The sequence below is a fragment of the Gordonia aquimaris genome, from assembly GCF_026262595.1.
Classification (GTDB): domain Bacteria; phylum Actinomycetota; class Actinomycetes; order Mycobacteriales; family Mycobacteriaceae; genus Gordonia; species Gordonia tangerina.
In genome coordinates, this window is record NZ_JAPKFM010000021.1 from 37,109 (window position 1) to 56,339 (window position 19,231).

Genomic DNA, 19,231 nt, shown 5'->3' on the forward strand with positions numbered 1-19,231 from the left:
GCGCTTCAGTGTAAAGCCGCACAATCGAGAAGTGCCGCGGATGGATACCCATCCGCGGCACTTCTCATGCGTCTGAGCTCAGCGCTGCGCCACCTGGGTGGGCACGATCGGCGCCGGCAGGTCCGAGCGGCCGGCCAGGTAGGCGTCGGCTGCCGCGGCCGCCGAGCGCCCTTCGGCGATCGCCCACACGATCAGCGACTGGCCACGCCCGGCGTCACCGGCCACGAAGACTCCGTCCTGCCCGATGGCCGCGAAATCGTCGTCGCGCTTGATGTTGCCGCGCTGGTCGTATTCGACGCCCATCTTGTCGAGCAGGTCGCCGCGTTCGGGCCCGACAAAGCCCATCGCGAACAGCACCAGGTCGCATTCCAGCTCGAACTCGCTGCCCTCGACCTTCTCGAAGCGACCGTCGCGCATGACGACCTCGTGGGCCTTGAGGGCGGTGACCTTGCCGTCGCTGCCGATGAACTCCTCGGTGTTGACCGAGTAGACGCGCTCGCCGCCCTCCTCGTGCGCCGACGACACGCGGTACATCAGCGGGTAGGTCGGCCACGGCGTGGACTCGGCACGCTCGATCGGCGGCTTGGGCATGATCTCGAACTGGTGCACGATCTCGGCGCCTTGGCGCAGCGAGGTACCCAGGCAGTCGGCGCCGGTGTCGCCGCCGCCGATGATGACGACCTTCTTGCCCTTGGCGGAGATCTGGCCCTCGACGGTGTCGCCGAGCTGCACCCGGTTGGCCTGCGGGAGGAACTCCATCGCCTGATGGATGCCGTCGAGTTCGCGGCCCGGGATCGGCAGATCACGGCCGATGGTGGAGCCGTTGGCCAGGATCACCGCGTCGAAGTCGGCGCGCAACTGCTCGACGGTGACGTCGACGCCCACGTTCACACCGGTTTTGAAGACGGTGCCCTCTGCCTCCATCTGCGCCAGCCGGCGATCGATGTGGCGCTTTTCCATCTTGAACTCGGGGATGCCGTAGCGCAGCAGCCCGCCGATGCGATCGGCCCGCTCGAACAGTGTGACGTCGTGTCCGGCGCGGGTCATCTGCTGGGCGGCGGCGAGTCCGGCCGGGCCGGAGCCGATGACGGCAACCGACTTGCCGGTCTTCTCCGTCGGCAGCACCGGGGCGACCCAACCGTTCTCGAAGGCGTTGTCGATGAGCTCGACCTCCACCTGCTTGATGGTCACGGCGGGCTGGTTGATACCCAGCACGCACGACGCCTCACACGGCGCCGGGCACAGCCGCCCGGTGAACTCCGGGAAGTTGTTGGTCGCGTGCAGCCGCTCGATTCCGTCGCGCCACCGGTCGTTGTAGACCAGGTCGTTCCACTCGGGAATCAGGTTCCCCAGCGGGCAGCCGTTGTGGCAGAAGGGTATACCGCAGTCCATGCAGCGGCTTGCCTGCGTCTGCAGTTCCTTCTTGTCGAAGTCGGTGTATACCTCTTTCCAGTCCAGCAGTCGCAGCTCGACCGGCCGCCGGTCGGGCAACTCCCGCTCGGTGTGCTTGAGAAATCCTCTGGGGTCAGCCACGTGCGGCCTCCATGATCGCTTCGTTCACGTCTCGTCCGGATCGCTCGGCGTTCTCGATCGCGAGCAACACCTTCTTGTAATCGCGCGGCATCACCTTGGAGAACTTGTCCTTGTTGTTCTCCCAATCGGCGAGTACCGCGGCTGCGACGGGTGAATCGGTCTCGGCGCGGTGCTCTTCGACGATGCCGTACAGGAAAGCGATGTCCTCGTCGTCGAGCTCCTCGAGGTCGACGAGTTCGGTGTTCAGGTTGTCGCCGAGCTTGCCGTACGGGTCGTATACGTAGGCGATGCCGCCCGACATGCCGGCGGCGAAGTTGCGGCCGGTGTCACCGAGGACCACCACGCGCCCGCCGGTCATGTACTCGCAGCCGTGGTCGCCGACACCCTCGACGATCGCGGTCGCACCGGAGTTACGAACGCAGAAGCGTTCGCCGACTACACCGCGCAAGAAGATCTTGCCGCCGGTGGCGCCGAATCCGATGACGTTGCCGGCGATGATGTTGTTCTCGGCGACAAATCCTTCCGGTGCATTGCGGGCCGGACGGACCACCAGTCGCCCACCGGACAGGCCCTTGCCGACGAAGTCGTTGGCGTCACCCTCGAGTCGCAGCGTGATGCCCTTGGGCACGAACGCACCGAAGCTGTTGCCGGCCGATCCGGTGAAGTCGATCATGATGGTGCCGTCCGGAAGACCATGCGCGCCATAGGCCTTGGTGACCTCGTGGCCGAGCATGGTGCCGACGGTCCGGTTGACGTTGGTGATCTTGGAGCTGAACGAGACCCGGGTGCCGCTGTCGATGGCTTCCCGGCTCTGTGCGATCAGTTGCTGGTCGAGTGCCTTGTCCAGCGAATGATCCTGCACACCCGAGCAGTAGAGGTCCTGGTTCATGAACGGGGACTCGGGCATCGCGAGCACCGACGACAGATCGAGCTTGCCGGCCTTCGCCGAGCCCCAGTGCGACAGCGCCTTGGTGGTGTCGAGCGCCTCGACGTGTCCGACCGCTTCCTGCAGGGTGCGGAAGCCCAGACGTGCCAGCAGTTCCCGCACCTCCTCGGCGATGAACATGAAGAAGTTCTCCACGAACTCCGGTTTGCCGGTGAACCGTTCACGCAGCAACGGATTCTGCGTCGCCACACCCACCGGGCAGGTGTCGAGGTGGCACACGCGCATCATGATGCAGCCCGACACCACCAGCGGTGCGGTGGCGAAGCCGTACTCCTCGGCACCGAGCAGTGCGGCCACCACCACGTCGCGGCCGGTCTTGAGCTGACCGTCCACCTGGACGACGATGCGGTCACGAAGTCCGTTGAGCAGCAACGTCTGCTGGGTCTCGGCCAGACCGATCTCCCAGGGGGCGCCGGCATGCTTCATCGACGTCAGCGGGGTCGCGCCGGTGCCGCCGTCGTGGCCCGAGATGAGCACCACGTCGGCGTGCGCCTTGGACACGCCCGCGGCGACGGTGCCCACACCCACCTCGGAGACCAGTTTCACGTGAATCCGGGCCTGCGGGTTGGCGTTCTTCAAGTCGTGGATCAGCTGTGCGAGATCCTCGATCGAGTAGATGTCGTGATGCGGCGGCGGCGAGATGAGGCCGACGCCCGGCGTGGAGCCGCGCACCTCGGCGACCCACGGGTACACCTTGTGCGGCGGGAGCTGTCCGCCCTCGCCGGGCTTGGCGCCCTGGGCCATCTTGATCTGGATGTCGGTGCAGTTGGTCAGATAGTGCGAGGTGACCCCGAATCGGCCCGACGCGACCTGCTTGATCGCGCTGCGTCGCCAGTCGCCGTTCTCATCGTGGTGGAAGCGGCGCGGATCCTCGCCGCCCTCGCCCGAGTTGGACCGCCCCCGCAGGCGGTTCATCGCGATGGCGAGGGTCTCGTGCGCCTCGGCCGAGATGGAGCCGAAGCTCATCGCGCCGGTGGAGAAGCGCTTGACTATCTCGCTGGCCGGTTCGACCTTGTCGATCGGGATCGGGTCGCGGTCACCGAAGTTGAAGTCGAACAGGCCGCGCAGCGAGGCCATCTTCGACGACTGGTCGTCGACGAGCTTGGTGTACTCCTTGAACACCTTGTACTGACCGGTGCGGGTGGAGTGCTGCAACTTGAACACCGTGTCCGGGTTGAACAGGTGATACTCGCCTTCGCGGCGCCACTGGTATTCGCCGCCGACCTCGAGTTCGCGGTGAGCTCGCTCGCTGGGCCGGTCGGTGAAGGCCAGCCGGTGGCGGGTGGCCACATCGTCGGCGATCTCGTCGAGGCCGATGCCGCCGAGTTGGCTGTTGAGTCCGGTGAAGAACTCGTCGACGGTCTCCTGCGAGAGGCCGATGACCTGGAACAGCTGGGCACCGGTGTAGGAGGCCAGGGTGGAGATGCCCATCTTGGACATCACCTTGAGAACACCCTTGCCGCCGGCCTTGATGTAGTTCTTCTTGGCGGTGGCGAAGTCGATGTCGCCGAGTACGCCCCGCTCGACCATGTCCTCGATGGACTCGAAGGCCATGTACGGGTTGACCGCGGCGGCACCGAAGCCGACCAGCGCGGCGATGTGGTGGACCTCGCGGCAGTCACCGGACTCGACCACCAGCCCGACCTGGGTGCGCTTGCGCTCGCGCACCAGGTGATGGTGCACGGCCGAGGTCAGCAGCAGCGACGGGATCGGGGCGAGCTTCTCGTCGGACTCCCGATCCGACAGCACGATGATCGACACGCCGTCTTCGATGGCGGCGCTGACTTTGGTGCGGATCTCGTCGAGGGCACGGCGCAGGCCTGCACCACCCTCGGAGACCTCGTAGAGGCCGTGGATGTGTGCGCTGCGGAAGTCCGGCAGGTCGCCGTTGTCGCCGACGTTGACCAGTTTGGCCAGGGTGTCGTTGTCGAGCACCGGTTCGGGCAGCACGATCTGCCGGCAGGACTCCGGTCCCGGGTGCAACAGGTCGGCCTCACGGCCGATGGTGCCGCCGACGCTGGTGACGACCTCCTCGCGGATGGCGTCCAGCGGCGGGTTGGTGACCTGGGCGAACATCTGCTGGAAGTAGTCGAACAGCATGCGCGGACGGGCCGAGAGCACCGCGATCGGGGTGTCGGTACCCATCGAGCCGATCGCCTCGGCACCGGTCTTGGCCATCGGCGCCACCAGCAGGTTGAGTTCCTCGGTGGTGTAGCCGAAGACCTGCTGGCGCAGGGCGACGCGCTCGTGCGCCATGTGCACGTGCGGGAGTGCCGCGACGTCGTCGATGTGCACGAGGCCCTGGTCGAGCCACTCCTGGTAGGGGTGCTCGGCGGCGAGTTCGTCCTTGATCTCCTCGTCGTCGACGATGCGGCCGGCGGCAGTGTCCACCAGGAACATGCGGCCCGGCTGCAGGCGCATCTTCTGCACCACGTCGGCGTGATCGATGTCGAGGACGCCGACCTCCGACGCCATCACCACGAGGCCGTCCTTGGTGACCCAGATGCGGCTCGGCCGCAGACCGTTGCGGTCGAGCACGGCGCCGACGACAGTGCCGTCGGTGAAGCACACCGACGCCGGTCCGTCCCAGGGCTCCATGAGCGCCGAGTGGTACTCGTAGAACGCACGGTGCGCCGGCTTCATCGACTCGTGCCGCTCCCAGGCCTCCGGGATCATCATCAGCACGGCATGCGGCAGGCTGCGGCCACCGAGGTGCAGCAGTTCGAGCACCTCGTCGAACCGCGCGGTATCCGAGGCACCCGGGGTGCAGGTCGGGAAGATCTTGTCGGCCACATCCGAATCGCCGAATGCACCCGCGTCGATCAGCGCCTCGCGCGCCCGCATCCAGTTCTCGTTGCCGGTGACGGTGTTGATCTCGCCGTTGTGGGCGACGCGCCGGAACGGATGCGCCAGCGGCCAGGACGGGAAGGTGTTGGTGGAGAATCGCGAGTGCACGAGTCCGAGCGCGCTCTCGACACGCGAGTCCTGCAGGTCCAGGTAGAACTCACGCAGCTGCGGCGTGGTCAGCATGCCCTTGTAGACGAAGGTCTGACCCGACAGGCTGGGGAAGTAGACGGTCTCACGGCCCGGGCCGTCCGCGCCGGCACCCTTGGTGCCCAGCTCGGCTTGCACCCGCTTGCGCACGACGAACGCGCGGCGCTCCAGGTCCATACCCTCGGCGCCGGCGATGAACACCTGCCGGAACGTCGGCATCGCGTCGCGCGCGAGCGCACCCAGCGAGTTCTCGTTGGTGGGCACCTCGCGCCAGCCGAGCAGGGTCAGCCCCTCGGCCTCGACGATCTTCTCGACGCCCTCGGTGGCGACGCGGGCGTCCTCGGAGCCCTGCGGCAGGAAGGCGATGCCGGTGGCATACGAGCCCTCTGCGGGCAGTTCGAAGTCGACGGTTTCCCGCAGGAAGCGGTCGGGAACCTGGATCATGATGCCGGCGCCGTCGCCGGTGTTCGGCTCGGCACCCGCCGCACCGCGATGTTCCAGGTTCACCAATGCGGTGATGGCCTTGTCGACGATGTCGCGGCTGCGACGGCCGTGCATGTCGACGACGAATGCGACACCGCAGGAGTCGTGCTCGTTGACCGGGTCATAGAGCCCGATGGGGCCCGGAGCATGCTTCATAAGTTCGCCTCACTGTGTGCGCGACGCTGCGCACGCATTCACCCTCGTGTCCATTGACGGACACTGTGACGTCTGTCCATGTCGACGCCGCCACCGGCCTGGCGATGCCTCCCGAATCGTTGGGCTGACCTGGGAGGTCCGTGGGCCACGTGGCGGTGTCCGTGTCAGCCCCATTGCTGACGGCGCACCCGGGTCGAGTCGTTCTCCCCGGCACCACCCTGCTTACGCGAAAGCATTGTCAGCCATTTTCTCACGGCGGGTACCCAGTATCGAAATCCGGATAGCACAATCGTGATGATTGCGCAGCGTATGAGCCTGAAATGGCCCTCGGAAACTGCTCACAGGGTTAGCGTCGAGTTGTGAGTGTACGGACAACCGATCAGCAATGGCGCCCGAGAGGTGCGGGCTCGCTCCGCTCCCGGGCCGTCAACGGCTATCTGGCCCGCGTGGCCCACCCTCTGATGGTGGCCGGGATGGGGCGCTCCGGCCCATCCCCGCGACTGATCTCGGCGATGCGCCCCGGTGTCAACCGGACCCTGGTGGCGATGTCTCCGGTCCCGGCCGGCACCCGGGCCGAGCGTGTGCACCAGTTCGTCTCCAGCGGCCAGGTGCGCGGCGAGTGGGTCGGCGCCCACGGCGGCCCGGCGCGACCGGACCGACCCGCCGAGACACGGATTCTCTACTACCTGCACGGCAGCGGGTACGTCGTCTGTTCGGCGCGCACTCACCGTGGGTTGGTCGCCCGACTCTCGCGGCAGACCGGGTTGTCGGCGTTCAGCCTGGACTACCGCCTCGGTCCCGAGTATCGGTTCCCGAGTGCCGGCGACGACGCGATCCGCGGGTACCACTGGCTGCTCGCCCAGGGCTACCGGCCAGAGCAGATCGTCGTCGGCGGCGACTCGGCGGGAGGTCATTTGGCGCTCGACCTGCTCGCCGACAACCATCGGCGGGGTGTCGGCCAACCTCGCGGGCTGGTGTTGTTCTCCCCTCTCTACGACCCCACCTTCGACCTGGCGGTTGCCAACCAATTGCGGGGCACCCGCGATCCCGTCATCGATGCCGTTTCGGCCCAACGTATCCTGCAGCTGTACACAGGTTCGGCCACGCCGGATCATCCACGGATGCGCATCAGTCTCGATGAGGCGATGACGTTGCCGCCCACGCTGATCCAGGTCGGTGGGCTCGAGGTGATGGGCGACGATGCGCGCGCCATCGCACGGGTCATGCGAGCGGCGGGCGCCGATGTGCGACTGCAGGAATGGCCCGGGCAAGGGCACGTGTTCCAGATGTTCCCTCGCCTGGCTCCCGAATCCCGCATGGCATTGCGCGAGGCGGGCGATTTTCTGCGTGACGCGTTCGGTTCGTCGGTACCGTTCAGCACTCCACCACGCTGAGCGGCACGTGAATCGCCAGCCCGCCGGTCGCCGTCTCCTTGTACTTGGCGTTCATGTCATGACCCGTCGAACGCATCGTGGCGATCACCTGATCGAGGCTTACATGATGACTTCCGTTCCCCCGCAGTGCCATCCGTGCGGCATTGATGGCTTTGCCGGCTGATATCGCGTTCCGTTCGATGCACGGGATCTGCACCAGTCCGCCGATCGGATCGCAGGTCAAACCGAGACTGTGCTCCATCGCGATCTCGGCGGCATTCTCCACCTGTGCCGGTGTGCCACCGAGGATCTCGGCCAGTCCGCCGGCAGCCATCGCAGCCGCCGAACCCACTTCGCCCTGACACCCGACGTCGGCACCGGAAATGGAGGCACCGGACTTGATCAGACCGCCGATCACCCCCGCGGTCAGCAGGAAACGCACCGTCACGTCGTCGGGATCGGCACGACCCGCCGGCGTGTAGCGCCGGGCGTAATGCATGACCGCCGGCACGATCCCGGCGGCGCCGTTGGTGGGTGCGGTCACCACCCGCCCGCCGGCGGCGTTCTCCTCGTTGACGGCCAGCGCCACCAGGTTGACCCAGTCCTCGGCGTAGGTCATCGATCGCAGCGGGTCCTCGAGCATCAACTCGTCGCGCCACTGTTTCGCGCGCCGACGGACCCGGAGACCACCAGGTAGTTCGCCGTCGGTGGTGACCCCGCGCCGCACGCACTGGTCCATCACCGTCCAGATGTGCAGCAGTCCGTCGCGGACGTCGTCGGTCGACCGGGTGACGGTCTCATTGCGCTGGGCGACCTCGGCGATCGACCATCCGCGCTCGGCGCAGACCGCGAGCAGTTCGCCCGCCGAACCGTACGGGTGCGGCACGTCGCCCGTCGCAGTGGCATCGTCCGGTTCGCCGTCGACGACCACGAATCCGCCACCGACGGAGTAGTAGCACTCGTCGGCCAGACATCTCCCGTCGCGCCCCAGCGCTCGGAACTCCACCGCATTGGGATGTCGGGGCAGTACCCGACCGGGATGCAGCCGGATGTCGCGTTCGGTGTAGGCGAAGTCGACGAACCCGCCGAGACGGATTCGGCCGGTGCGATCTATCGCCTCGAGCCGCTCCGACTTGGTGTCGGCGGTGATGGTCTCCGGCCGGTGTGCTTCGAGACCGAGCAGGATCGCGCTCAACGTGCCGTGACCGGCGCCGGTGGCCGCCAGCGAGCCGAACAGCTCCACCTCGAGTCGGTCCACCTCGAGCAGATCCCCGGCTGCGGCGAGGCCGCCGACGAACCGCTGCGCCGCCCGCATCGGGCCGACGGTGTGTGAACTCGACGGTCCGACACCGATCGAGAAGAGATCGAACACGCTGACGGTCATCGTGCCGCCCCCGCTGTCACGTAGCTGGTCACTGCCGCGTAGCTGGTCGCCGCCTCGGATGTCCCGGGCATCTCGAGGCGTCCCGGCACCATCTCCACGTAGAGGGGATGTGCCTCGGCCAGGGCTCGGACCCGGTCAGTCAGGCCCGACACGTCGGCGTCGGCGGCGTCGATCAGCACGCGCGCGATGATCTCGGCGGCGGCCGCGAAGGCGTCCCGGTCGAACCCCCGGGCGGCGAGCGCCGGAGTGCCGATACGAAGCCCCGAGGTGACCATGGGCGGACGTGGGTCGCGCGGTACCGCGTTGCGGTTCACCGTGATCCCCACCTGCGCCAGGAGATCTTCGGCCTGCCGGCCGTCGAGGGGCGAGTCGCGCAGATCGACGAGCACCAGATGGACGTCGGTGCCGCCGGTCACCACGGAGATCCCGGCGGCGGCCGCGTCGGCGCGTCCGAGTCGCTCGGCGATGAGCTGCGCACCGACCAGACACCGCTGCTGGCGCTCGGCGAACTCCGCGGTCGCGGCCATCCGGAATGCGGTGGCCTTGGCGGCGATGACGTGCTCGAGCGGACCGCCCTGCTGGCCGGGGAACACCGCGCTGTCGATCTTCTTCGCCAGTGCCGCATCGTTGGTCAGAATGACCCCGCCACGCGGTCCGCCGAGCGTCTTGTGGGTCGTGGAGGTGACCACGTGTGCATGCGGTATCGGCGACGGATGCAGACCCGCCGCAACCAGACCCGCGACATGGGCCATGTCGACCATCAGGTAGGCGCCCACCTCGTCGGCGATCTGCCGGAAGCGCGCGAAATCGAGGTGGCGGGGGTGAGCCGACCAGCCCGCGACGATCACCGCCGGCCGATGCTCACGCGCGAGTTCGGCCACCTCGGCCATGTCGATCCGATGTGTGTCCTGCGACACCCCATAGGACGCGACGTCGTAGAGCCGGCCGGAGAAGTTGATCCGCATGCCGTGGGTGAGATGTCCGCCGTCGGCGAGCGACAAGCCCAGGAGTTTGTCGCCCGGATTCATCAGGGCGTGCATCACCGCGGCGTTCGCCTGCGCCCCGGAATGGGGTTGCACATTGACGAAGGCCGCGCCGAACAGGGCCTTGAGCCGCTCCATGGCGAGGTGTTCGATCCGATCGACGTGCTCGCAGCCGCCGTAATAGCGGCGTCCGGGGTAGCCCTCCGCGTACTTGTTGGTCAGCACGCTGCCCTGCGCCTGCATGACGGCCAGTGGGGCGTGATTTTCCGAGGCGATCATCTCCAGCCCGGCGCGCTGCCGGCCGAGCTCGGCCGCGATGAGGGCATCGATCTCGGGATCGAAGTCGGCGAGCGGTTCGGACAGCAGCGCCGAGGACAGGTCGGTGGGGCGCGGATTCGAGTGGAAAGCAGACATATGCGTGCTCCGATTGTCGCCGGACGGGCGAGTGCCGGTCCGATCCTCCCTGCTCTGTCCGTTCACCTGAGAGTTTGCGCCACCAGCGGTGGCCACCTTCGGTCAATCCGGCATCGTCGTCGGATTCGTCTCCAGAGTTGCCTCGGCGTGCGGTACCTGGGCCTGAGAGATTCCCGGGAGGTGGTTGCTCCTTCGGCGTCGCGGTGTCCCGCGATGATCTCCCGCACACGTCTGCGGCTGAAGAAAACAGTGGCATGTACGGCTTGACAGCGCAAGAGCTGGAACGCACACTTGTTGCATAGGATGCGCATCGTTGCGTATCACGCAACATTTGAACATTCTCCTCGATCACCACCCCGATCAGAGCCCACTGTCGGCCGGAACCCATTCCTGCCCTCAGTGATCTTGTGCTGCAACCCATCTCCGATCCTCCACCTCAGGACCTGTGCAGAGAGGCATCCACCGCTGATGACCGCACCATTCGTTGCGCGTACCGCCACCAGCGCCCCGGCACCCGGCACCCACGCCCTGCTCACCGAACGCGTGCACGGCGAGAGCCTCGCCGCGCCCTTCTATGTGAGCGACGACTTCTTCGATCTCGATCTCGACGAGATCTTCTCCAAGTCTTGGCTTTTCGTCGCAACAGAGGCCGAGATCAGCGAGCCCGGCGACTACGTGACCATCGCCTTCGGCTCACGGTCGGTGATCGTCGCGCGCGATGACCACGGCCGAGTCCGAGCCCATCACAATGTGTGCCGTCACCGCGGCGCGCGTCTGCTCACCGAACCGAACGGCTCCACCGGCACCATCGTGTGCAGCTATCACTCCTGGACCTATGGCATGGACGGCCGCCTCGAGTTCGCCGACGCGCAGGCGCCCGGCTTCGACAAGTCCTGCTACTCGCTGCGTTCGGTCCACGTCCGCACGATCGCCGGACTCGTGTTCATCTGCCTCGCCGACGAACCTCCCAACGACATCGACGAGGTGGCCGGCATCGTCGAGCCGTACCTGGCACCGCACCGCCTCGCCGAAGCGAAGGTGGCCAAACAAACCGACCTCGTCGAGAACGGCAACTGGAAACTCGCCATGGAGAACAACCGCGAGTGCTACCACTGCGGCGGACATCCCGAACTGCTCAACGTGTTCTTCCCCACCTGGGGCTACAGCAGCACCGACGCCATCCCCAGCCGGCTCGCACCGGTCTTCGATCGCTACCGGCGGGCCACCGCGGCGCAGATCGAGATCTGGGATCGGCGGGGTCTCCCCTACCCCCGCATCGAGCAACTCGACACCCGCCCAACGGGTTTCCACATCGAGCGAGAAGCTCTCGATCTCGCCGGCGAGTCCTTCACCCTGGACGGCACCGCCGCCTGCGGCCGGCTGTTGACCGACATCCCCGAAGCGCAGCTCGGCCGGCTCTCCATGCACCTGCAACCCAACATGTGGCTGCACGTGACGAGCGATCACGCACTGCTGTTCTCGGTGATCCCCGTCGCCGCGGACAAGACACTGGTCCGCACCACCTGGCTGGTCCATCGCGACGCCGAGGAGGGCGTCGACTATGACCTCGACCATCTCACCGGCATGTGGGAGACCACCAACCGGCAGGACGCCGACCTCGTCGCACTCGCACATCAGGGCATCAGCAGTCCCGCCTACGTTCCCGGTCCCTACGGCCCGTCGGAGTTCCAGGTGGAGGCATTCATCAACTGGTACGTCACCACCCTGCGCGATCGTCTGGGCGTGCCGAGCTCCCACGTCACCGACGCCGCGAGTGCGTGACCGATCATCATGGCCGACGACATCTTCCTGCAGTGCGTGTCCCGGGCGGAGACCACCCGCGACATGACCACGTTCAGCTTCCGCATCGCCGGCGGTGCACCGGAGTTCTCCACCGGGCCCGAAGCCTCCGACGACTCACACACCTTCGCATTCGCACCCGGCCAGTTCCTGTCGTTGTCGGTGGAGATCGACGGACGCCCCATCCAGCGGTGCTACAGCATCTCCTCGCCTCCGACCCGTCCGGGCACTCTGTCCATCACCGTCAAGCGGGTCAACGGCGGCTACGTCTCCAACTGGCTGCACGACAACATGGTGGAGGGCATGATGATCGCCGCCACCGGTCCCCTCGGTCGCTTCACCTACACCGCGCGCCCGGCCGAGAAATATCTGTTCATCTCTGCCGGTAGCGGGATCACGCCGGTGATGTCGATGTTGCGCTCGGTGACCGACAGCGAGTCGCCACTCGACATCACATTCGTGCACAGCGCGCGCAGCGTCGACGACATCCCGTTCCAAGAGGAGCTGGAGGATCTCGCACGCTCCCACACCAACGTGACGCTGGCGTTCGCCGCGACCCGAATGGTCGCCGACGAGCTGCCCGACTGGACCGGCCATCGGGGCCGTATCGACCGCGCCATGCTCGAACGTGTCTGCCCGGACCTCGCCGACCGAGAGGTCTTCCTCTGCGGGCCGGGCCGATTCCGCAGTGAGGTACGCACCTCGTTGATGGCGGCCGGGGCAAGTCTGGCCCGCATCCACGAAGAGAGCTTCGGCTTCAGTCTGCCTGCCGCCGAGGACGACTCCGACAACGGCGTGGTCGTGGACTTCTCCCGTCGCGCACGACGGGTGAGGGTCGCGCCGGGGACCACAATCCTGGCCGCCGCCGCGGCAGCCGGGGTCACCCTGCCATCGTCATGCGGGGTGGGCCTGTGTGGGTCCTGCAAGGTCCGCAAACTCTCCGGCGACGTCGTGATGAACCACCAGGGCGGAATCCGCCCCCGCGAGATCGACCAGGGCAAGATCCTGCTCTGCTGCTCCGAACCCCTGTCCCCCGTTGTGATCGACTACTGAGGAACACCCGACGATGCCCACAGACCCCCGGATCGCCGCACCCGACGCCGCGCTCCCACCCGGCGCGCACCTCCCCCACCACCCCGACTTCCTTTGGCGGGCAGCCGAACCCAAGTCGACCTACGATGTGGTGATCGTGGGCGGGGGCGGTCACGGACTGGCCACCGCCCACTACCTCGCCCGAAACCATGGCATCACGAATGTCGCCGTGCTGGAGCGCGGCTGGCTGGCCGGCGGCAACATGGCCCGCAACACCACCCTCATCCGCTCCAACTACCTGTGGGACGAGAGCGCCGGCATCTATGAGCACTCCCTGAAACTGTGGGAGGGCCTCGAAGACGAACTCGGGTACCCGATCCTGTTCAGCCAGCGAGGGGTGCTCAACCTCGCCCACACCGAGCAGGACGTACGCGACAGCATCCGGCGCGTGGAGGCCAACCGACTCAACGGGATCGATGCAGAATGGCTCGACCCGAAGCAGGTCGCACAGGTGTGCCCGATCGTCAACACCTCGGCCGACATCCGCTACCCGGTGCTCGGCGCCACCTTCCAGCCGCGCGGCGGGATCGCCAAACACGACTACGTGGCGTGGGGCTTCGCCCGCAGCGCCAGTGACGCCGGGGTCGACATCATCCAGAACTGTGAGGTCACCGGTTTCGTCACCGACGGTGACCGCGTGGTCGGGGTCGACACCAACCTCGGCCGGATCGGTGCCGGGACCGTCGCCCTGTGCGCGGCCGGCCACACCTCCACCCTCACCGACCAGCTCGGCTTCCGGGTACCGGTACAGAGCCACCCCCTGCAGGCGCTGGTCTCCGAGCTGCTCGAACCCATCCATCCGACGGTGGTGATGTCGAATGCGGTGCACGTGTACGTCTCCCAGGCACACAAGGGCGAACTCGTGATGGGCGCAGGCGTCGACTCCTACAACGGCTACGGTCAGCGCGGCGCCTTCCACATCATCGAACGTCAGATGGCCGCAGCCGTGGAACTGTTCCCCGTGTTCGGTCGGGCCCGGCTGCTGCGCACCTGGGGCGGCATCGTCGACGTCACCCCGGACGCCTCACCCATCGTCGGCGCCACCCCGTACGAGAACCTGTACCTCAACTGCGGCTGGGGCACAGGAGGTTTCAAAGCGACACCCGGGGTCGGCTGGTGTCTGGCCCACACGGTGGCCACCGGCAGCCCACACGCCATCAACGCACCGTTCGCCCTCGACCGGTTCGTCACCGGTCGACTCATCGACGAGCACGGCGCCGCCGCCGTCGCCCACTGATCCCCGCCACCGCCTCGAGTACAGAGACACCACCATGCAGATGATCCCGTGCCCGCACTGCGGGCCCCGCGAAGAGACCGAGTTCCACTACGGCGCCGCCGCCGGCATCTCCTACCCCGAGCAGCCCGCTGAGCTCGACGACACCGACTGGGCGCACTACCTGTTCTTCCGCCCGAATCCCAAGGGCGCGATGGTCGAACGCTGGTGTCACACCGCCGGTTGCCGCCAGTGGTTCACCCTCGAGCGCGACACGGTGACGTACGAGTTCGTGGATGGCGAGACCCGCCGGCCCAACCGCTGGTCGATCTCGATACACGACTCACTCCGTTCGCCGCTACTCGATCCAAGGAGTAGTTCCGAGCCGCTAGGCGAGGAACGTATCGAGACCAGTCCCACCGCAAGCACTCTCGATACGCCCGACGGTGGGCTGATTTCGATACACCCCTCGCCTAGCGGCTCGGGGCTACTCAATCAGCAGAACGGGACCACGACCAGCGAAGAAGGTACCGACCTCACGTCGACCCCCACCCACGCCGAATCCCAACCCTTCCGCACCGGGACCGGCGGACGCATCGACCGATCGCGTCCCATCGACTTCGTCTTCGACGGGGTGACCTACCACGGCTACGCGGGCGACACCCTCGCCTCGGCGCTGCTCGCCAACGGCGTACGGGTCGTCACCAGCAGTGTCAACCTCGGCCGACCGCGCGGCATCACCGGCGCATGGGCCGAGGACGCGACCGCACAGGTCGGTGTCGACGCACCCTTCGTGGAGCCGATGATCCCCGCCACCACCGTCGCCCTGTGTCCCGGACTCGTCGCGCACGGCGTCCCCGGCTGGGGCAAGCTGAGCACCACCGTCGACGACGCACGCTACGACGCCCTGCACCACCATCCCGATGTCCTCGTGGTGGGGGCGGGTGCCGCCGGTCTCATGTCGGCCCTGATCTCCGCGCGGTCAGGTGCGCGGGTGTTGCTCGTCGATGAGCGAGGCGAGGCGGGCGGCGCGACACCCGGCGCCGGATGGGTGAGCGACGCCGTCGCCGAACTGGATTCCTATGATCGCGTCACGCGCCTGACCCGCACCACCGCGTTCGGCGCTTACGACGACGGTTTCCTGCTCGCCGTCGAGCACCGCACCGACCACCTCGGTACTGCCGCGCCGACACACATCTCGCGGCAACGTGTGCACCGCATCCGGGCCCGCCGAATCGTCATCGCCACCGGCGCCCACGAACGCCCGATCGTGTTCGGCGGCAACGATCTGCCCGGCGTCATGCTCGCCGGTGCCGGCGCCGAGTACCTGAAGCGGTACGGGGTGCGGGTGGGGCGTTCGGCGGTGGTGTTCACCGCCTGCGACGCAGCCTATGCGGCCGCCTTCGCTCTGATCGACGCCGGCATGTCGGTGCCCGCCATCGTCGACGTCCGGGAGACGGTGAGCACAGACCTACGCGAGAAGGCGCAGCGCCGCGGCGTCCCGATCCTGGCCGACACCACCGTGACCCGCGCGCACGGCACCGATGCGGTCACCGCGGTCGACCTGAGCGACGGCACTTCTATCGCCTGTGACACCGTCCTGGTCAGCGGCGGCTGGAACCCGGCGGTGCACCTGTGGAGCCAGCTGCGGGGAACGATCGCTTTCGACGACCACGCCGCGGCCTTCCTGCCCACCGCCACCGTGGCGAACACCGAGATCGTTGGCGCTGCAGCCGGTCTCACGACCTTGACGGCATGTCTGGCGAGCGGCCGACGCGGTGCGGTCGCGAGCCTGAACGGGCTCGGCCGACCACTGCCGGAGTTCCGCGCAGTCCCGCGGGTCACCGAACGAACACCGGCGGCGCCCGCAGTCTGCTGGTATGTGCCCGATCCCGACACGGCGGACTCGACCTCGTTCGTCGACCTGCAGCGCGACGCGACCGTCGCCGACATCGCCCGGGCGCTGGGAGCGGGCATGCGGTCGGTGGAACATGTCAAGCGCTACACCACCATCGGCACCGGTCACGACCAGGGCAAGACCTCGGGCATCGTGACGTCGGGGATCGTCGCGCAGATGCTCGGCATCCCTGTGAACGACGCCGGCACCACCACGTTCCGTCCGCCCTACACTCCGGTCACCTTCGCCGCCCTCGCCGGCCGCGACCGCGGAGACGGCTACGACCCGGTGCGACGAACGCCGATCCACGACTGGCATGTCGAGCGCGGCGCCGTCTTCGAAGATGTCGGACAGTGGAAGCGACCGCGGTACTATCCACGCGGCGGCGAGGACATGCACGATGCCGTGCTGCGCGAGTGTGCCGCGGTCCGAACGGGTGTCGGCGTCCTCGATGGCTCAACCCTCGGCGTCATCGACGTCGCCGGGCCCGATGCCCCGGCCTTCCTCGACCTGCTCTACACCAACATGATGAGCACGCTGCCGGTCGGCAAGGTGCGCTACGGCGTCATGTGCGGCGCGGACGGGATGGTCAAGGACGACGGTACGGTGATGCGGACCGCCGCCGACCGCTACACCGTCTACACCACCACCGGAAACGCCGCAGCCATCCTCGACTGGATGGAGGAGTGGCACCAGACCGAGTGGCCGGATTTGCGCGTGTGGATGACCTCGCTGACCGACCAGGTGGCCACCTTCCCGGTGGTGGGACCCCGTTCGCGCGACGTCGTCGGGGCGGTGTTCGCCGACCTCGACGTCTCGACCGAGGCCTTCGAATTCATGGGCTGGCGCGACACCACCTACCGCGGGGTGCCCGTCCGCATCGGCCGCATCAGTTTCTCGGGTGAACTCGCCTACGAGGTCAACATCGGCGCGAACTATGCTGATGCCCTGTGGCGGCAGCTGATCGCGGCAGGTGAACCGTACGGCATCACCCCCTATGGCACCGAGACGATGCATGTACTGCGTGCCGAGAAGGGCTACCCCATCATCGGTCAGGACACCGACGGCACCGTCACCCCGCACGACCTGGGGATGAGTTGGGCGGTGTCGAAGAAGAAGCCCGACTTCGTCGGCAAGCGGTCCTTCGCACGCGCCTCGGCGACGGCGCCCGACCGCAAACATCTGGTGGGCCTGTTGCCGACCGACGGCACCACCTGGCTGCCGGAGGGATCGCAGATCATCTCCCACCGGACCGACCGCACGTTGCCGCCTCCGCCGGTGCCGATGCTCGGTCATGTGACGTCGAGCTACCGCAGCGCGGAACTGGGCCGGACGTTCGCGCTGGCGCTGGTGAAGGGTGGACGCGACCTGATCGGCACCCGACTCGACGTCCCGGTCGGCGACACACTGTGCGAAGTGGAGATCACCTCAACTGTTTTCGTCGATGCAGAAGGAGCGCGACGCGATGGCTGACACCACCATTCCCGATCTGGAGCCGACCCCGCCGCTACGCGACTGGTCGGAGCGGTTCGCCGCCCTCGCCCCGGCGATCCTGCTGGCCGAGACCCCGGTTGCCCAGGCCGTGGTGCGTCCCACCGGGCCCGCGGCGAGCACGCGACTCGAGCTGCCCGGGGTCTGCCGGATGCGGTCCACCGGCCCGGAGACGACACTCTGGCTGGGGCCCGACGAGTTCTTGGTCTACACGGCCGGCGTCGCACCTCACGCGTTGACCGCAACGTTGGGCGATCGCGCCGGCGACAGCGCGTACGTGGCCGACATGTCGGGTCAGCGCACCCGACTGGTACTCGGCGGGCCCCACGCCGAGACCATCCTCGCCCACGGATGCGCGGTCGACCTGTCCCCGAACGCGTTCGGCGACGACGACGTGGTGCAGACACAACTCGCGCAGGCCGGCGTGATCATGCACCGCGTCCCGGGCGGATTCGCGATCTTCGTCCGCAGCTCCTTCGCCGACTATCTCGCGGGGTGGCTCGTCGACGCCGCCACCGAGTACGTCGCCACAACCCTCTGATCCACCTTCCATCCCCACCCCCGTAGAGGAACCCATGTCCGACCGATTCACCCTCACCCTGCGGTGTCCGTCCCGCGGCGGCGTCATGCACGCGATCAGCTCGTTCCTCTACAGCCACGGCTGCGAGGTGCTCGACCACCAGCAGTTCGACGACCCGATCACCCACACCCTGTTCGTGCGGACCGAGTTCGCGTCGGCCCGCCAGTCCGGCTCGGAGCAACTGTCAGCCGCCTTCGACCATCTCGCCAGTGGGTTGGACGCGGAGTACTCGATCGACGACCAGACGCCGCAGCGGATCCTGGTGATGGTGTCGCGGCTGGGGCACTGCCTCAACGACCTGATCTTCCGGTGGCGATCGGGCACCCTCGGCGGCGACCTCGTCGCGGTCGCCTCCAACCACACCGAGCTCGCGCCGATGGCCGAATCCGCGGGGCTGCCGTTCCATCACATCCCGGTGACACCGGACACCAAGGCGCAGGCCGAGACCGCGATGCTCGATCTGGTGTCGACCTACGACGTGGACCTGGTGGTGCTGGCGCGCTACATGCAGATCCTCTCCGACGAGACCTGTTCGGCCCTGCGTGGCCGCGCCATCAACATCCACCACTCCTTCTTGCCGGGTTTCAAGGGCGCCAAGCCGTATCACCAGGCGCATCAGCGGGGGGTGAAGTACGTCGGCGCCACCGCCCACTACGTGACCCCCGACCTCGATGAGGGACCCATCATCGAGCAGGAGGTCATCCGTATCGACCACACCCACGACCCCCGGCGACTGGCCTTTGCCGGTAGCGACGCCGAGGCGTTGGCGCTGTCGCGTGCCGTGCGCTGGCACAGCGAGAACCGGGTGCTGATGAACGGCACCAGCACCGTCGTCTTCACCTGACCCGCACCCGTGCTACCGACCCAGAACCCCACCCGAGAAAGACAGATT

11 protein-coding genes and 2 riboswitches are annotated in these 19,231 nt (G+C 67.4%); of the genes, 7 read left to right on the top strand and 4 right to left on the bottom strand.

All coding sequences use genetic code 11. The features are described from left to right. Positions 1-78: 78 nt before the first annotated feature. Together OSB52_RS17930 and gltB are read right to left on the bottom strand one after the other, a co-directional pair. A complete protein-coding gene (locus tag OSB52_RS17930) occupies positions 79-1,533 on the bottom strand; it encodes a glutamate synthase subunit beta (protein ID WP_235725650.1) in 1,455 nt (484 codons plus the stop codon). Further along, entirely contained in the window at positions 1,526-6,112 is a 4,587-nt protein-coding gene (gltB, locus tag OSB52_RS17935; RefSeq protein WP_266062948.1) for a glutamate synthase large subunit, read from the bottom strand. Before gltB ends, OSB52_RS17930 begins: the two co-directional genes overlap by 8 nt. Positions 6,113-6,471: 359 nt before the next feature. Here gltB and OSB52_RS17940 point away from each other — a divergent pair, with 359 nt between their 5' ends. Further along, entirely contained in the window at positions 6,472-7,506 is a 1,035-nt protein-coding gene (locus tag OSB52_RS17940; RefSeq protein ID WP_266062949.1) for an alpha/beta hydrolase, read from the top strand. Here OSB52_RS17940 and OSB52_RS17945 read toward each other — a convergent pair. Further along, complete coding sequence (locus OSB52_RS17945; protein ID WP_266062950.1) at positions 7,487-8,869, bottom strand: L-serine ammonia-lyase; 1,383 nt, start codon at positions 8,867-8,869, stop codon at positions 7,487-7,489. The genes OSB52_RS17940 and OSB52_RS17945 overlap by 20 nt on opposite strands. Then, positions 8,866-10,266, bottom strand: a complete 1,401-nt coding sequence (gene glyA / locus OSB52_RS17950) for a serine hydroxymethyltransferase (RefSeq protein WP_266062951.1) — start codon at positions 10,264-10,266, stop codon at positions 8,866-8,868. Before glyA ends, OSB52_RS17945 begins: the two co-directional genes overlap by 4 nt. Before the next feature lie 44 nt (positions 10,267-10,310). Beyond that, positions 10,311-10,406, bottom strand: a riboswitch (glycine riboswitch). Further along, positions 10,407-10,500, bottom strand: a riboswitch (glycine riboswitch). Positions 10,501-10,734: 234 nt separating this feature from the next. On the opposite strand from glyA, the gene OSB52_RS17955 reads away from it, so the two are divergent. From OSB52_RS17955 to purU, 6 genes are read left to right on the top strand one after another with little or no spacing between them, the layout of a single operon-like run. Then, positions 10,735-12,048, top strand: coding sequence for an aromatic ring-hydroxylating oxygenase subunit alpha (locus OSB52_RS17955; RefSeq protein ID WP_266062953.1), 1,314 nt, complete (start codon positions 10,735-10,737; stop codon positions 12,046-12,048). A 9-nt stretch (positions 12,049-12,057) separates the two neighbouring features. Next, positions 12,058-13,119 (top strand): FAD-binding oxidoreductase, encoded by a 1,062-nt coding sequence (locus OSB52_RS17960; protein WP_266062954.1) that lies wholly within the window; start codon positions 12,058-12,060, stop codon positions 13,117-13,119. Positions 13,120-13,132: 13 nt separating this feature from the next. Continuing rightward, positions 13,133-14,395 (top strand): sarcosine oxidase subunit beta family protein, encoded by a 1,263-nt coding sequence (locus OSB52_RS17965; protein WP_235725644.1) that lies wholly within the window; start codon positions 13,133-13,135, stop codon positions 14,393-14,395. Positions 14,396-14,429: 34 nt separating this feature from the next. Next, positions 14,430-17,741 carry a sarcosine oxidase subunit delta gene (locus OSB52_RS17970; RefSeq protein WP_266062955.1) on the top strand — a complete coding sequence of 1,104 codons (3,312 nt, stop codon included), beginning with the start codon at positions 14,430-14,432 and terminating at the stop codon, positions 17,739-17,741. Continuing rightward, a complete protein-coding gene (locus OSB52_RS17975) occupies positions 17,734-18,300 on the top strand; it encodes a sarcosine oxidase subunit gamma (protein WP_266062956.1) in 567 nt (188 codons plus the stop codon). Before OSB52_RS17970 ends, OSB52_RS17975 begins: the two co-directional genes overlap by 8 nt. Before the next feature lie 34 nt (positions 18,301-18,334). Next, on the top strand, positions 18,335-19,183 hold the full coding sequence (gene purU, locus OSB52_RS17980; protein ID WP_266062957.1) for a formyltetrahydrofolate deformylase: 849 nt from the start codon (positions 18,335-18,337) through the stop codon (positions 19,181-19,183). Positions 19,184-19,231 lie beyond the last annotated feature (48 nt).

Coding starts and splice junctions, on each gene's coding strand:
- purU (WP_266062957.1), top strand. CDS start 18,335: ATGTCCGACCGATTCACCCTCACCCTGCGGTGTCCGTCCCGCGGCGGC.
- OSB52_RS17965 (WP_235725644.1), top strand. CDS start 13,133: ATGCCCACAGACCCCCGGATCGCCGCACCCGACGCCGCGCTCCCACCC.
- OSB52_RS17955 (WP_266062953.1), top strand. CDS start 10,735: ATGACCGCACCATTCGTTGCGCGTACCGCCACCAGCGCCCCGGCACCC.
- OSB52_RS17970 (WP_266062955.1), top strand. CDS start 14,430: ATGCAGATGATCCCGTGCCCGCACTGCGGGCCCCGCGAAGAGACCGAG.
- OSB52_RS17975 (WP_266062956.1), top strand. CDS start 17,734: ATGGCTGACACCACCATTCCCGATCTGGAGCCGACCCCGCCGCTACGC.
- glyA (WP_266062951.1), bottom strand. CDS start 10,266: ATGTCTGCTTTCCACTCGAATCCGCGCCCCACCGACCTGTCCTCGGCG.
- OSB52_RS17945 (WP_266062950.1), bottom strand. CDS start 8,869: ATGACCGTCAGCGTGTTCGATCTCTTCTCGATCGGTGTCGGACCGTCG.
- gltB (WP_266062948.1), bottom strand. CDS start 6,112: ATGAAGCATGCTCCGGGCCCCATCGGGCTCTATGACCCGGTCAACGAG.
- OSB52_RS17960 (WP_266062954.1), top strand. CDS start 12,058: ATGGCCGACGACATCTTCCTGCAGTGCGTGTCCCGGGCGGAGACCACC.